Source organism: Methylobacterium sp. CB376, from assembly GCF_029714205.1.
In the GTDB taxonomy this organism is placed as follows: Bacteria; Pseudomonadota; Alphaproteobacteria; order Rhizobiales; family Beijerinckiaceae; genus Methylobacterium.
In genome coordinates, this window is sequence record NZ_CP121648.1 from 1,843,320 (window position 1) to 1,857,193 (window position 13,874).

The 13,874-nt window shown below is 73.1% G+C and carries 13 protein-coding genes; 10 read left to right on the forward strand and 3 right to left on the reverse strand.

Annotation, left to right across the window (positions count from 1 at the left end):
* Positions 1–100: 100 nt before the first annotated feature.
* The 5 genes from QA634_RS08200 (at position 101) to rffA (ending at position 4,582) form a co-directional block, all read left to right on the forward strand.
* Positions 101–844: a 3-deoxy-manno-octulosonate cytidylyltransferase gene (locus tag QA634_RS08200; RefSeq protein WP_043702154.1), complete on the forward strand. Its 744-nt coding sequence runs from the start codon at positions 101–103 to the stop codon at positions 842–844.
* Positions 845–866: 22 nt separating this feature from the next.
* On the forward strand, positions 867–1,721 hold the full coding sequence (locus QA634_RS08205) for a prephenate dehydratase (RefSeq protein WP_012331529.1): 855 nt from the start codon (positions 867–869) through the stop codon (positions 1,719–1,721).
* Positions 1,722–1,861: 140 nt separating this feature from the next.
* The gene (locus QA634_RS08210; RefSeq protein ID WP_012331530.1) at positions 1,862–2,269 is read left to right on the forward strand and encodes a cytidine deaminase; all 408 of its coding nucleotides are present in this window, start codon (positions 1,862–1,864) and stop codon (positions 2,267–2,269) included.
* Positions 2,266–3,090: a purine-nucleoside phosphorylase gene (locus tag QA634_RS08215; protein ID WP_012331531.1), complete on the forward strand. Its 825-nt coding sequence runs from the start codon at positions 2,266–2,268 to the stop codon at positions 3,088–3,090. The genes QA634_RS08210 and QA634_RS08215 overlap by 4 nt, the downstream gene beginning before the upstream one ends.
* Positions 3,091–3,436: 346 nt before the next feature.
* The gene (gene rffA, locus QA634_RS08220) at positions 3,437–4,582 is read left to right on the forward strand and encodes a dTDP-4-amino-4,6-dideoxygalactose transaminase (RefSeq protein ID WP_012331532.1); all 1,146 of its coding nucleotides are present in this window, start codon (positions 3,437–3,439) and stop codon (positions 4,580–4,582) included.
* 158 nt (positions 4,583–4,740) lie between these two features.
* Here rffA and QA634_RS08225 read toward each other — a convergent pair whose 3' ends face one another.
* Positions 4,741–6,327: a peroxidase family protein gene (locus QA634_RS08225; RefSeq protein WP_012331533.1), complete on the reverse strand. Its 1,587-nt coding sequence runs from the start codon at positions 6,325–6,327 to the stop codon at positions 4,741–4,743.
* A gap of 831 nt (positions 6,328–7,158) precedes the next feature.
* On the opposite strand from QA634_RS08225, the gene QA634_RS08230 reads away from it, so the two are divergent.
* Positions 7,159–7,812 (forward strand): carboxymuconolactone decarboxylase family protein, encoded by a 654-nt coding sequence (locus tag QA634_RS08230; protein ID WP_012331534.1) that lies wholly within the window; start codon positions 7,159–7,161, stop codon positions 7,810–7,812.
* A gap of 399 nt (positions 7,813–8,211) precedes the next feature.
* On the opposite strand, the gene QA634_RS08235 is transcribed toward QA634_RS08230, so the two are convergent.
* The gene (locus QA634_RS08235) at positions 8,212–8,391 is read right to left on the reverse strand and encodes a hypothetical protein (RefSeq protein ID WP_150108607.1); all 180 of its coding nucleotides are present in this window, start codon (positions 8,389–8,391) and stop codon (positions 8,212–8,214) included.
* Here QA634_RS08235 and QA634_RS08240 point away from each other — a divergent pair.
* From QA634_RS08240 to QA634_RS08255, 4 genes are all read left to right on the forward strand, one after another.
* Entirely contained in the window at positions 8,390–9,400 is a 1,011-nt protein-coding gene (locus QA634_RS08240; RefSeq protein WP_012331535.1) for a fumarylacetoacetate hydrolase family protein, read from the forward strand. The two genes, QA634_RS08235 and QA634_RS08240, sit on opposite strands and share 2 nt — an antisense overlap.
* Before the next feature lie 11 nt (positions 9,401–9,411).
* Positions 9,412–10,251: a transporter substrate-binding domain-containing protein gene (locus QA634_RS08245; protein ID WP_012331536.1), complete on the forward strand. Its 840-nt coding sequence runs from the start codon at positions 9,412–9,414 to the stop codon at positions 10,249–10,251.
* A 118-nt stretch (positions 10,252–10,369) separates the two neighbouring features.
* Entirely contained in the window at positions 10,370–12,535 is a 2,166-nt protein-coding gene (locus QA634_RS08250) for a carboxypeptidase-like regulatory domain-containing protein (protein WP_012331537.1), read from the forward strand.
* A gap of 29 nt (positions 12,536–12,564) precedes the next feature.
* Entirely contained in the window at positions 12,565–12,873 is a 309-nt protein-coding gene (locus tag QA634_RS08255) for a helix-turn-helix domain-containing protein (protein WP_283027386.1), read from the forward strand.
* A 35-nt stretch (positions 12,874–12,908) separates the two neighbouring features.
* Here the strand turns inward: QA634_RS08255 and QA634_RS08260 are convergent, their stop codons facing one another.
* Entirely contained in the window at positions 12,909–13,871 is a 963-nt protein-coding gene (locus QA634_RS08260) for an acetamidase/formamidase family protein (protein ID WP_012331538.1), read from the reverse strand.
* Between the last annotated feature and the right edge of the window lie 3 nt (positions 13,872–13,874).

A 13,874-nucleotide genomic window follows, 5' to 3' on the forward strand; every position in this document is an offset into this window, starting at 1 on the left:
AGCGCGGCCCGGGCGGCGCCGCGGTGGCGGGCAGACCCGGATATGGTCTATGGAGCGCGCGAATCCCGGCTCGCGCCTCTCGCTCCTCTCCGGTTCGTCCATGTCCGATCCGCTGATCCTGATCCCCGCCCGCCTCGCGGCGACCCGCCTGCCGGACAAGCCGCTCGCGGAGATCTGCGGCGAGCCGATGATCGTCCACGTCTGGCGCCGCGCGATCGAGTCGGGTCTCGGCCCGGTCGTGGTCTGCACCGACACGCCCGCCATCGTGGCGGCGGTGGAGGCCGTGGGCGGGCTCGGGGTGCTGACCCGGCCCGACCACCCCTCGGGCTCCGACCGCCTCGCGGAGGCGCTCGCGATCATCGACCCGGAGGGGCGCCACGACGTGGTGGTGAACGTGCAGGGCGACCTGCCGACGATCGACCCCGCCGTCATCGCCGCCTCCGTGACCCCGCTCGCCGACCGCGCCGTCGACATCGCGACCCTCTGCGCCGTGATCACGCGACCCGAGGAGCGCACCGAGCCGAGCGTGGTCAAGGTGGTGGGCTCGCCGGTCTCGCCCACGCGGCTGCGCGCCCTCTACTTCACCCGCGCGACCGCGCCCTGGGGGGAGGGGCCGCTCCACCACCATATCGGCCTCTACGCCTATCGCCGCCGGGCGCTGGAGCGCTTCGTCGCCCTCGGCCCGAGCCCGCTGGAGCAGCGCGAGAAGCTGGAGCAGCTGCGCGCCCTCGAGGCCGGGATGCGCATCGACGCCACCATCGTCGACGACGTGCCGCTCGGCGTCGACACCCCCCACGACCTCGATCGCGCCCGCGCCGTGATGGCGGCCAGGCGCCTCAACTGACCAGAAGGCCGCGTCCCTCCCGATGACCCGCACGATCTCCTACCAGGGCGAGCCCGGCGCGAACTCGCACATCATCTGCGCCGAAGCCTATCCGGACTGGACGCCGCTGCCCTGCCCCACCTTCGAGGACGCCTTCGCGGCCGTGGCGGACGGCAGCGCCGATCTCGGCATGATCCCGATCGAGAATTCCATCGCGGGCCGGGTCGCGGACATCCACCACCTGCTCCCGGCCTCCGGGCTGCACATCGTGGGCGAGCAGTTCCTGCCGATCCATTTTCAGCTGATGGCGCTGCCGGGCGCCGATCCGGAGGCTCTGCGCAGCGTCCACAGCCACGTCCACGCCCTCGGCCAGTGCCGCAAGGTGGTCCGCCGCCGCGGCCTGAAGCCGGTGGTGGCGGGCGACACGGCCGGCGCCGCCCGCGAGGTCGCCCAGATCGGCGATCCGACCCGCGCGAGCCTGTCGCCGCGCCTCGCGGCCGAGATCTACGGGCTCACCATCGTCGAGCAGGACGTGGAGGACGAGGCCCACAACACGACGCGCTTCGTGGTGGTCGCCCGCGAGCCGTCCGTGCCCCCGCCCGAGAGCGGGCCCTGCGTGACGAGCTTCGTGTTCCGGGTCCGCAACCTGCCGGCCGCGCTCTACAAGGCGCTTGGGGGCTTCGCCACCAACGGCGTCAACATGACCAAGCTCGAGAGCTACATGGTCGAGGGCCAGTTCACCGCGACGCAGTTCTACGCCGAGGTCGACGGCCATCCCGAGGAGCCGCCCCTGCGCCGCGCCCTCGACGAGCTCGCCTACTTCTCGCGGGAGCTGCGCCTCATCGGCACCTACCCGGCCCATCCGTTCCGCGAGAGCACGCGGCCGCGGGCCGAGTAGCGGCAAGCGGCCGCCGGAGGAGCGGGAAAGCGGCCGTCGCGCCCGGGACGGGCCCTGGCCGCGGCCGCGGCCGCGCGGGGCTCGACAGCGCCCCCTCGTCCCGGGCAATCATCGGGCCCGCCTGCGAGCTCGCCGACCGCATGACCGCCACCGACGCCCTCTTCGCCGCCGCCCGGGCCGTGCAGGCCCGGGCCCACGCGCCCTACTCGCGCTTCCGCGTCGGCGCCGCCCTCCTGGACGAGACCGGGGCGATCCATGCCGGCTGCAACGTCGAGAACGCGGCCTACCCGGTCGGCACCTGCGCGGAGGCCGGCGCCATCGCCGCCATGGTGGCGAGCGGGGGACGGCGCATCGCGGCGATGCTGGTGCTCGGGGACGGCGAGGCGCTGGTGACCCCCTGCGGCGCCTGCCGCCAGCGCATCCGGGAATTCGCCGCGCCGGACACGCCCATCCACGTGGCGGGGCCCGCGGGCGTGCGGCGCAGCTTCACCTTGGACGCCCTGCTGCCCGCCTCGTTCGGCCCGGACAATCTCGGGGCCGGGGCGTGAGCCCGCCCGATCCCCGCGCCGCCGCGGCCGCCGCCGCGCTGCGCGCCCGCGGCGTCGCGGGTCCCTTCGCGCTCGCCATCGTGGCCGGCACCGGCCTCGGCCCCCTCGCGGAGCGGATCGCGTCGCCCCGCATCCTCCCCTACGACGAGATCCCGCATTTCCCGCTCTCCGGCGTCTCGGGCCATGCCGGGCGGCTCGTGGCGGGCACGCTCGCGGGCCGGCCCGTGCTGCTCTTCGCGGGCCGGGTCCATCCCTACGAGCGGGGCGATGCCGCCGCCATGCGGGTGCCGCTCGCCACCCTGGCGGCGCTGGGGGGCCCGCCCCTCCTTCTCACCAACGCGGCCGGGTCGCTGCGCGAGGAGGCCGGCCCCGGGGCCCTGGCGCTCATCACCGACCATCTCAACCTGTCGGGCCTCAACCCCCTGATCGGCGAGCCCTCCGACGCCCGCTTCGTGCCCATGGTCGACGCCTACGATCCGGGCCTGCAGGACGGCCTGCGGCGGGCCGCCGCGCGGGCGGGGATTCCCCTCCACGCGGGCATCTACGCGTGGTTCTCCGGCCCGAGCTTCGAGACGCCGGCCGAGATCCGCATGGCCGGGCTCCTCGGCGCGGACCTCGTCGGGATGTCGACGGTGCCGGAGGTGATCCTCGCCCGCTTCCTCGGCCTGCGGGTCGCCGCGCTCTCGATCGTCACCAACCACGCGGCCGGCCTGCACGGCGGCAGCCCGACCCATGCCGAGACCAAGCGCGCCGCCGCGCCGGCCGCCGAGGCGGTGGGCCGGCTCGTCGAAGCCTGGCTCTCGGGACCCGGGGGACCCTGAGGCCCGGGGCCTCGCCCCCGCGCCGGTCCCGGGTGAGCGCCGCCGGCGCGCGCCGAGGATGGATATCCGGCGGTCTCATTCCGGATTTCGCGCCGACGATGCCCTAGACGAAAAGTCGTATCCAGTCGCGATGTCGCATCAAAGCAGTCACTCCGCTATCTCGGCCGGTTCGTCTGCCGGAAGAACGCTGATCGAAACTGACTCTCATCGGCGTCCCAATGGCCCAGGTGCGGCGGGACCGGGGCGATCGTCCCCACATAAGGCAGACCGGGACAGCTTGGATGGATTGACGCTGCGCTGTCGTTGCTCGATACCCGGCGCAACAGGGGTACGGAACGTGCGGTGGATGACGATCGAGTCCGAGTCCAGGATCCCGTTCGGGCGCCCCACGGTGGTCGGGCGGGAGTTCGACTACATCGCGGATGTCCTGCGCAACGGCAGCATGGCGGGGGGCGGGCCGTACACGCAGCGCTGCGAGGAGTGGCTCAAGGCCGAACTCGGCACGCACCGGGCGCTGCTGACGCATTCCTGCACGGCCGCCCTGGAGATGGCCGCGATCCTGGCGGAGGTCGGGCCCGGCGACGAGGTCGTGATGCCCTCCTTCACCTTCTCGGCCACCGCCACCGCCTTCGTGCTGCGCGGCGCCACGCCGGTCTTCGTCGACATCAGGCCCGACACCCTCAACATCGACGAGCGCCTCATCGAGGGCGCGCTCACCCCCCGCACCAGGGCGATCGCGGTCGTCCACTATGCCGGGCGGGCCTGCGCGATGGACGCCGTCATGGCGGTGGCGAACGCGCGCGGGCTCGTGGTGGTGGAGGATGCCGCCCACGCCCATCTGGCGCGGGACGGGGCGCGGCCCCTCGGCACGATCGGGCATCTCGGCTGCCTGTCGTTCCACGAGACCAAGAACGTGATCGCCGGCGAGGGCGGCGCGCTCCTCGTCAACGACCCCCGCCTCGCCGCGCGCGCCGAGATCGTGCGCGACAAGGGCACCGACCGCAGCCGCTTCCTGAGGGGCGAGGTCGACAAGTACACGTGGCAGGATGTCGGCTCCTCCTACGGCCCGAGCGAGATCGTGTCGGCGTTCCTGCTGGCCCAGCTCGAGCGCGCGGCGGCGATCTGCGACGAGCGGCGCGCCCTCTGCGACGCCTACCGGGCCGGCCTCGCCCCGCTCGCCGCGCGCGGCCTCGTCACCCTGCCGGAGGCGGCGGGCACCCAGACGAACGGCCACATCTTCTGGCTGCTGACGCGCGACGAGGACACCCGCAACCGCCTCCTGGCGCATCTGGGCGCGCGCGGCATCCAGGCCACCTTCCACTACGTGCCGCTCCATTCGGCGCCGGCCGGGCGGCGCCACGGGCGGGCCGGGTCGAGCCTCGCGGTCACGGATTCGGTCAGCGCGCGCCTCGTGCGGCTGCCGCTCTTCCTCAACATGACGGGGGGCGAGATCGCCCGGGTCGTGGCCGCGGTCGAGGCCTTCTACGCCTGAGCGGGGCGCCCCGCGCCGCGGCCCCTCATGCGCCATCCGGTTGATCGCTTCGCCATCTCGCATTTCGGCGATGCGGATGTCGGCTGCGCTCAGGCGCCGCGCTCAGGCGCCGCGCGGGCTCGGGATCCGGGATCCGCTTCGATCAAGCGGATCCCGGATCAGGCGGAGGAGCGGTGGAGCGGGTGGTCCATCGTGATGCGCAGCCCCCGGCCGCCCCCGGGCAGGTTGCGGGCCGCGATGTCCCGCAGCGTGGAGGTCTCGGCGATGCAGGCCATGCCCGCCCGGGTGAACGTGTCCGCGTTGTAGACCTGCGGCGACAGGAGCGGGTTGGTCAGCGCGTGCGAGAACGCGTCCGCCGCCACCATGCGGCCGATCAGCGGCGGCACCGCCGCCCGCGGCGGCAGGTCCTCGGCGAAGAGCCCGACGAAGAACTCGATCCGGTCCACCGTCCCGTACAGGTCCCGCAGGGCCGCCACCACGTCCGGATCGCCGCTGATCTGCTCGAAGCGGGTGATGCGGGGATAGTTCATCAATTCCCGGTAGTCGTTGTAGCTCGCCAGCCGGTTGGTGCGGCCCTGCTGGACGCTCGCCCGCTCGACCTCCCGCAGCATCTCGGCGGTGTTGAAGAGGCCGAGGCGCCACGCCTCGGTCGCGCTGGCGGCGTGCAGGGCCGCGCCGAGTCCCTCCGCCAGGAGCGGCCCGTTCCCGAAGCGGGTGCCGGCCATCGGGACCTCGCCGTCCCGCCATCGCACCCGCTCGGGCACCAGGCTGTGCCACCGGTAGAGCAGGTTGAACTCCACCGGGATCCAGTTCTCGCGGTTCCACCGCGCGCCGTAGCAGGGGGTCGGGTCGGCCAGCAGCCTGAACCAGTAGGGCGAGATGTGGTTGATGTACTCCTCGACCACGACCTTGATCAGCTGGACGATGTTGATGGCGCGGGCGGTCTGGAAGATCCGCTCGTCGTCCCAGTCCGGCTCGGCGGCTTCGAGCACGCCGCAGAGCCGGTTGTGCTCGCGCAGGAACAGGGTGTTGATGGCCGCGGTGAAGAGCGTGGCGTTGGCCCGCTCGCCCCCGAAGGCGAAGAGGGTGGCCTTGCGCTCCGGCGGGAGCGTGTCGGGCATCTTCACCGGATCGGGCACGGCCGAGAAGCGCGGGTCGCGCCGGCCCTCCGGGTCGAAGAGGCGCGGCGCCCATTCCTCGCCGCCGTGCATCTCGGAGAGGAGCCGCCCGCGCTCCCCGCGGGCCTCGCTGCGCCGCCGCAGGGCCGCCTGCACCGCCTCGGTGAGCCCGTAGATCTGGCTCAGGTCGATCTGGTGATTGGTCCGGGTGCGGCGGGTATCGGCGGGATCCGTCATCAGGAACCCGTCCGTGAACCATTGGGCGAAGCTCGGGAACAGGAGGGTCGAGCGGGTCGACAGGCGCGGCCCTTCCGGCCGCGTCACGAAGAGGCGCGCCACCGCGTCCAGGGGCGGCAGCGGGTCGAGATCTCCGGGCGGCGCGTAGCGCGAGAACCACGTCCTGTCGGTGAGCGACGACCAGGAGCTGTAGGGTGCCATGGTGCTGAGCCGCAGCGGCCGCATCGGCGCCTTGCGCACGGCATTGTCGACGATCAGCCGGTTCAACAGGCGCGCGAGCCAGGGCTGCCGGTTGGCGACCTGCCAGAACGGCCTGCCGCGCGTGAGCAGGAAGGTCTCGATCGTGTTGCGCAGGCCGTCCCGGCTGGTGTCGCGGGCGGAATCCACCATGGGCGCACTCCCGATCCGTGAGGGGCGACGAGAGTGATCCGCGCGGCGCGGGCCACCCGCCGTCCAAGAAGGCGCCCGCACGGCCGCGAGGCCTCTGCCGCGTCGCGAGCGCCGGATCTCTCGGTGAAATCTCCACGGATGTCCCCTGGGGCATCCGAAAACACGACGCTTGGAAACAGCCACCGTATCGCTCGATTTGGCCTGTTTTGTCAATGCCGCGGGGGCGAGAATCGTGATCTTTCGCACATGTCGGAATGCGCCGGATCTTGAATCATCAGAAAGATATCTCAGGCATCTGATTTGATAAATATCAGAAAGTATGATTTCAATTACGGAGACATTGCGCAAAATAGGCATATGAATATATCAAAAAAAGGCGGAAGAGAGAGGCGAATGACGAATTTCATCCGGCATGGACCGTGGGAACGGAGCCGGTGCGGAGGGGCAGGGCGCCGCCCGCGGGAAGGCTCTGCCACGGGGCGCCGGCCCTGGCCCCTGCCTCGGCCGCATGGATGTCCCCAAGTCAGGTTGCGGTAAAGCCGCACCTCATGAAATCCGATCCTGTGATCGCGTGATCGTCCGGGGCCGCCCGCACGATCGAGAGCCTGATCCGGCGACGGACCCTGCCTGCCGGCATGCTGCTGTCCGGCCTGCCCCGCCCGACGGCGCCCGCGCGGCGGCCGGCTGGACATCGGCTGCCACGCGGTCGACTTTATCCCGGCGCGGAGCCCGCATCCCGGCGGGCCCGCCTCGCGCGCGGCCCGCATCCCGACGGGCCCGCGTCGCGCGCGGCCCGCATCCCGACGGGCCCGCGCCAGGGAGGACAGGCCGATGCGACGCAACCTCGTGGGATTCGTGCTCCTCGCCGGGCTCGGGGCGGGCGGGCTGACCGCCTGGCAGGGGCGGGCGCCGGCCCTCGGCAGGGAGCCGCGCTTCCCGCAACTCACGCTGGAGACCCTCACCGACCAGCAGCGCCCGCTCGGCGAGAAGATCATGAAGATCTCCAGCGTCGGGCTCGCCGGCCCCTACAACCCGATGATCCGCAGTCCCGAGATGGCGCAGCGGATGTACGATCTCCTCGACTACCTGCGCTGGCACACCTCGGTGCCGACGCGGCTGAACGAGTTCGCGATCCTGATCACGGGGCGGCTGTGGCGCTCGCAGGTCGAGTGGTACGCGCATCATCCGCTGGCCCTCAAGGCGGGCCTGTCCGAGGAGGTCGCGGCCGATCTCAAGGCCAATCGGCGCCCGCGCGGCATGAAGCCCGACGAGGAGGCGGTCTACGATTTCTGCATGGAGCTCTCCACCAAGCACGCGGTCTCGGACGAGACCTTCGCGCGGGCGAAGGCCGTGCTGGGCGAGCAGGGCGTGGTCGACCTCACGGCCCTGACCGGCACCTACGTCACGGTGGCGATGCTGCTCAGCATGGCCGAGGAGGGCGTGCCGCCCGGCAAGGAGCCGCCCTTCAAGCCGGGCGAGCCGTGAGCCGCGCGGGGCTCGCCCCGCCGCGGGGGCCCGGTTGACTCAACCGGGAATACGCTGATCAGCGGTCTGAACAGGCCACGCTCGCCGGTGCCGTCCTGCGCGGCCCCACGCGCCGGGTCACGGCCGCCCCGGAAGGAGCCCGCCCATGAGGGTGGCGCCCGAGCGGCCTGCCTCGCCCGGTCGGCCCCACCCTGCCGCCGGCGGTCCTCCGGGGCGTCTCCACCGAGCTGAATGCGCGCATTCAGAGCCAGGCGAGGGCGCTCGACGGCCCGCCCGTCATCCTCGCCCGCGAGGAGGCCGAGAAGGCCGACAGGGCGCTCGACCAGATCCACCGGCGGGCCTGGGATCTCTGGAAGCGGAAGGTGACGGCGGCGCCCTGAGCGCCCCGCGCCGGTGGGGTCACCGGTTCGGCGGCACGACGATGCGGCGAGCCGGCTCGCCGGGATCGCCCGACCCCGCCTGCGCCGGTCCGGTGCGGGCTGGAACGAAAGCGACGGCCGGCTCTTGGTTGTGCCGCACGTCGTCCGGCGAACCGGTCGCCGCGTCGTCGGACGATGCTGCAGGGAGGGACACGGACATGCAGGCAGATCGTCGCGATTTCCTGATGGGCGCGGCCGGGCTGGCGGCCGCCGGCGCCGGGGCGGCCGCGGGGCTGCGGACCGGGGCGGCGGCCGCGGCAGCCTCCTTCGAGATGCCGCGGGGCATGACGCTGCTCAACATGCAGCGCCAGGGGGGCTACGGCCTCGGCGTCAAGACGGAGCGGGGCATCCTCGACGTGACCGCGGCCGCGGCGAGCCTCGGCCTGCCCGCGCCCGCCGACATGGACGACCTCCTGCAGAACGGGAAGGGCGGGCTGCTCCGGGCGGTGGCGGACGGGGCGGCGCGCGGGCCGGACACCCTCTACCTGCGCGAGGAGGCCGTGCGGTTCGCTCCCCTCGTCACGAGGCCCGAGAAGATCATCATGATGGGCTTCAACTACCGGCACCACGCGGCCGAGACCGGAACCCCCATCCCCAAGGACCCTCCGCTCTTCAACAAGTACAACAACGCGCTCAACCACCATGGCGGCACCATCAAGCTGCCGACCGCGGTCGCGCGCGAGTTCGACTACGAGGTCGAGCTGGTGATCGTGTTCGGGCGGGAATGCTCCAACGTGTCGGAGGCGGAGGCCCTGGACTGCGTGGCGGGCTACGCCACCGGCAACGACTTCAGCGCCCGCGACCTGCAGACCCTGACGTCGCAATTCATGATCGGCAAGACGGCGGACGGTTTCGCGCCGCTCGGCCCCTACCTCGTCACCAGCGACCTCGTGAAGGACCCCAACAATCTGCGGCTGGAGACGCGGGTCAACGGCGTCCAGCGGCAGGACTGGAACACCAACGACATGATCTTCAACTGCCGCCAGCTGATCAGCTTCGCCTCCAAGATGATGACGATCAAGCCGGGCGACATCTTCTACACGGGAACGCCGCACGGCGTGATTTTCGGGGAGAAGAAGCCGCGCGCCGAGCGGCAATGGCTGAAGCCCGGGGACGAGGTCGCCTGCAGCCTGGAGGGCCTGGGCGAGCTGCGCTTCCGCCTCACCTGACGGCGTCGCGGATGCGCCGCCTGAGCCTGATCGCCGCCCTGGCGGCCGCCCTCGCCGGGCCGGCGCGGGCGCAGACGGCGCCGGAGCTGGCGCCGGGCGCGCCGGACCTGGCGCCGGGCGCGCCGGACCCGGCGCGCCAGGATCTCGCGCCGGGAGGCGTCCTGCGCGCGGCGATCAATTTCGGCAATCCTGTGCTCGCCCGGCGCGACCCGGCCACCGGGGCGCCGGAGGGCGTCTCGGTGGATCTCGCCCGCGAATTCGGGCGCCGCCTCGGCGTCCCGGTCGTGCTCGTCACCTACGAGGGGGCGGGCTTCGTCTCGGACGCGGCGACGCGGGACGCCTGGGACATCTGCTTCCTCGCGGTCGACCCGCAGCGCGCCCAGGCGATCGCCTTCACGGCCCCCTACCTGCTGATCGAGGGGACCTACCTGGTGCGTGCCGAGTCGTCCCTGCGCACGGTCGAGGATGCCGACCGGGACGGGGTGCGGATCGCGGTCGGGCGCGGCAGCGCCTACGACCTCCACCTCAGCCGAACGCTGCGCCGGGCACAGCTCGTGCGCGCCGCGACCTCGGCCGAGGCGCTCGCGCTCTTCGCCGCGCAGGAGCTCGACGCCGCCGCGGGGGTGGCGCAGCCGCTCAAGGCCTACGCGGCGGCGCATCCCGGGCTGCGCGTGATCCCGGGCCGTTTCATGGCGATCGCGCAGGCCGTGGGAATGCGGCCGGGCCGCGAGGCGGGGCTGCGCCGCCTGCGCGACCTCGTCGAGGCCGCCAAGGCGGAGGGCCTGGTCGCCGCGGCGCTCAGGGCCCACGGCCAGGACGCGACCGTGGCCGGGCCGGATCGGCCGCGGTGAGGACGGACCGGCGGCCGGGGCCCGGCCCCCGACGGCGCCGTCGCTCGCGGAACCTTGTCCTGGACCGCGCGCGATCGAGTTCTCAGGCATGACGAGACGATCCGCGGGAGGACGACGCATGCGTGCCGCCACTGACCTCCGGTCCGCCCTGCCGCGGCTCGCGCTCCTCGCGCTCCTCGCCGGTGCCGCGCCGGCCCGCGCGGCGCCGGAGGTCGCGATCGGGCCCGGCGATCTCGGCGGCGAGGTGACCGGGCCCGAGGGACCGGAGGCCGGCGTCTGGGTGATCGCCGAGACCGCCGACCTGCCGACGCGCTTCGCCAAGGTCGTGGTCACCGACGAGGCCGGCCGCTTCGTCATCCCCGACCTGCCCGCCGCCGGCTACCGGGTCTGGGTGCGCGGCTACGGCCTCGTCGATTCCGACAGGGCCGAGGCCCGCCCCGGCCAGGTCCTGCACCTCGCCGCCAGGCCGGCCCCGAGCGCCGCCGCGGCGGCCGAGTATTACCCGGGCGTCTACTGGTACTCCATGCTGCGCCTGCCGCCGGCCGACGCCTTCCCGGGATCGGACGACAATCCGGCCCATATCCCGGCCGGGATCCGCTCGCAGGCGGACTGGATCGACACGATCAAGAATTCCTGCCAGTCCTGCCACGCGCTGGGGTCTAAGACCGTGCGGTCGCCGAGCCCGGCGCTCGGCAGCTTCCGCACCTCGACGGAGCTGTGGGCGCGGCGCCTGCAATCGGGCCAAGCCATGGCCAACATGGCGCTGACCCTGACCCGGCTCGGGCCGGACGCGGCCCTGCCGCTGTTCGCGGACTGGACCGACCGCATCGCCGCGGGCGAACTGCCCTTCGACGCGCCGCGGCGGCCGAGCGGGATCGAGCGCAACCTCGTCATCAGCCTCTGGGACTGGGGCCTGCCGCCGATGTACCTCCACGACGCGGTCTCGACCGACAAGCGCGACCCGCGCGTCAACGCGAACGGCCCCATCTACGGCTCGCCCGAGGAGAGTTCGGACCTCGTGCCGGTGCTTGATCCCGTGCGCCACGTGGCGCGCCTGATCCGCCACCCCGTCCGCGACCCGGCGACGCCGAGCAGCCGCGACCTTCCGGCCGGCCCCTCGGTGTTCTGGGGCGACGCGCCGATCTGGGACGGGCATGCCAGCATCCACAACCCGATGATGGATGGGCGCGGACGGGTGTGGTTCACCGCCCGAATCCGCCCCGCCGCCAACCCCGCCCCGTGCCGGACCTCCCACCCCTCCGCCTCCGTCGCGCCCCTGTCGGAATCGGCGCGCCAGCTCTCGGTTTACGACCCGAAGGCGGAGAGCTGGACGCTGATCGACACCTGCTTCACCACCCACCACCTCGTCTTCGGCTACGACCACGACGAGACCCTCTGGCTCAGCGCCGGGCAGCCGGCGAGCGGGGTCGTCGGCTGGCTCAACACCCGGGCCTTCGCGGCGAGCGGCGACGAGGCGGGCTCGCAGGGCTGGACGCCGATCGTCGCCAACCTGACCGGGAGCGGGCAGCGCGCGCCCTCCGTCGGGCCCGACCAGCCGGCCGAGCCCGGCAAGGACAAGTGGGTGCGGGCGGCCTTCTACGGCGTGGCGCCGAGCCCGCAGGGGGACGTGATCTGGGGCCAGGCGATGGGGCCGGGCTTCTCGCGCATGGATCAGCCGAGCCTGCTCATCCGCCTCGTGCCCGGGGCGGATCCGAGCCGCACCGCGACGGCCGAGCTGTTCCAGCCGCCGGAGGGCAGCTTCGGGGCGCGCGGCGTGGACGTGGATTCGCAGGGCGTCGCTTGGACGGTGCTGGCGAGCGGGCACCTCGCGCGCTTCGACCGCCGCCGCTGCACCGGGCGCCTCGACGGGCCCGAGGCGGCGACCGGCCGGCACTGCCCCGAGGGCTGGACGCTCTACCGCTTCCCGGGGCCGCAATTCCGCGGCGCCGATCCCGCCGGGAGCGCCGAGCACGCCTACTACGTCTGGGTCGACGTGCACGACACGCTCGGGCTCGGGCGCGACGTGCCGGTCGCCATGGCCAATGGCGGGGAGGCGCTGCTCGCCCTCGTCGGGGAACGGTTCGTGACCCTGCGGGTGCCCTACCCGATGGGGTTCTTCAGCAAGAACGTGGACGGGCGCATCGACGACCCCGCGGCCGGGTGGAAGGGCCGCGGGCTGTGGACGACCTCGGGCACGCGGGCGAATTTCCACGGCGAGGGCGGCAAGGGCGCCCTCGCCAAGGTGGTCAAGCTGCAGATGCGGCCCGATCCGCTGGCGCGCTGAGGCGCCGGTCCCCGGTCGGACCCGCCGCGATGCCCCGCCGCTTCCTCGATCAGCGCCTGCGGCTGTCGCAGCTGCGGATGATCGACGCCCTCGACCTGCACCGCAGCCTCCTCAAGGCCGCGACGGTGCTCGGCGCCACGCAGCCGGCCCTGTCCAACAGCCTGCACGAGGTCGAGGAGACCGTGCAGGCGCGGCTCTTCGACCGGCACGCCCGCGGCGTGCGCCCCACCGAGGCCGACCTCGTCGTTCTCGCGGCGGGCGCGAGGGCGGTGCTCGCGATCCTCACCTCCCCCGCGGCCCCGGAGGCCAAGAGGCGCTCCGGGCCCGACGGGGCGTGAGCGCCGGGGCGGCGGGGCCCCCGCGCCGGCCGGGCTCACGCCGCCGGCAGGGCAGACTTGGGCAGGGCAGACTTGGGCATCAGCATGTGCACGCCCTTGTTGCCGTCCACGGTCTGGGTGATGCGCAGGTTCCCGGCGAGCGAGCAGAGCATGTAGGCTTGGTTGCGGCTGAGCGAGGTGCGCGCGCAGACGTGCTTGACCATCTCGCGCACCGCCTGCCGCATCGCCTCGTCCAGGCTCTCGTGCAGGCCGATCGCCATCAGGTCGGTCGGCGTCTCGGCGAAGGGCCAGGCGTGGTCGAGGTCCTTGCGCAGGGTGAGCCGGAAGGTCCCGGTGAGGCCGGTCTCCAGCGCGGTGACGCAGACCTCGCCGTCGCCCTGCACCCCGTGCCCGTCGCCCGCGTAGAACCCCGCCCCCTCGTTGAAGACCGGCAGGTAGAGACGGGTGCCGACCTTCAGCTCCTTGTTGTCCATGTTGCCGCCGAAGGCCCGCGGCACCGGCGAGCCGACCCGGCCCCAGGCCCGCGGCGGGGCCGTCGCCAGGATGCCGAAGAAGGGGTCGAGCGGCAGGTCGGTGCCCCAGGGCAGGGTGCAGACGCCGCGCGCGACGTCGATGTCGGGGTGGATCGTCTCGTACTCGGTGAACTCGTCGGGCAGGGTGCCGAGCAGCGGCAGGATGGCGACGAAGCCCCAATCCTGGCGGAACGCGATGTCGAGGATGTCGACCTGCAGCACGTCCCCCGGCAGGGCGCCGCGCACGTGGACCGGCCCGGTGACGAAGTGCGGTCCGTAGCCCGGCGCGTGGGCGTCGAGCGCCGCGAGGTAGTCGGCCGGCACCCGGGCGGGATCGGGATGGAGCGATTCGCGCCCCCCGGCCGGGAACGAGGACAGGGTGACCGTGTCGCCGGACTCCACCGTCAGGACGGGCGGCCTTCGGGCGTCGAAATAGCCCAGCACCATGTTCTCGGGAGTCGCCGGGATCTCGTGGTGGGTCGGCATCCG

Bases quoted from the DNA above. Each gene is read 5' to 3' on its own strand.
- QA634_RS08200 (WP_043702154.1), top strand. From the start codon at position 101: ATGTCCGATCCGCTGATCCTGATCCCCGCCCGCCTCGCGGCGACCCGC.
- QA634_RS08205 (WP_012331529.1), top strand. From the start codon at position 867: ATGACCCGCACGATCTCCTACCAGGGCGAGCCCGGCGCGAACTCGCAC.
- QA634_RS08210 (WP_012331530.1), top strand. From the start codon at position 1,862: ATGACCGCCACCGACGCCCTCTTCGCCGCCGCCCGGGCCGTGCAGGCC.
- rffA (WP_012331532.1), top strand. From the start codon at position 3,437: ATGACGATCGAGTCCGAGTCCAGGATCCCGTTCGGGCGCCCCACGGTG.
- QA634_RS08225 (WP_012331533.1), bottom strand. From the start codon at position 6,327: ATGGTGGATTCCGCCCGCGACACCAGCCGGGACGGCCTGCGCAACACG.
- QA634_RS08230 (WP_012331534.1), top strand. From the start codon at position 7,159: ATGCGACGCAACCTCGTGGGATTCGTGCTCCTCGCCGGGCTCGGGGCG.
- QA634_RS08240 (WP_012331535.1), top strand. From the start codon at position 8,390: ATGCAGGCAGATCGTCGCGATTTCCTGATGGGCGCGGCCGGGCTGGCG.
- QA634_RS08235 (WP_150108607.1), bottom strand. From the start codon at position 8,391: ATGTCCGTGTCCCTCCCTGCAGCATCGTCCGACGACGCGGCGACCGGT.
- QA634_RS08245 (WP_012331536.1), top strand. From the start codon at position 9,412: ATGCGCCGCCTGAGCCTGATCGCCGCCCTGGCGGCCGCCCTCGCCGGG.
- QA634_RS08250 (WP_012331537.1), top strand. From the start codon at position 10,370: ATGCGTGCCGCCACTGACCTCCGGTCCGCCCTGCCGCGGCTCGCGCTC.
- QA634_RS08255 (WP_283027386.1), top strand. From the start codon at position 12,565: ATGCCCCGCCGCTTCCTCGATCAGCGCCTGCGGCTGTCGCAGCTGCGG.
- QA634_RS08260 (WP_012331538.1), bottom strand. From the start codon at position 13,871: ATGCCGACCCACCACGAGATCCCGGCGACTCCCGAGAACATGGTGCTG.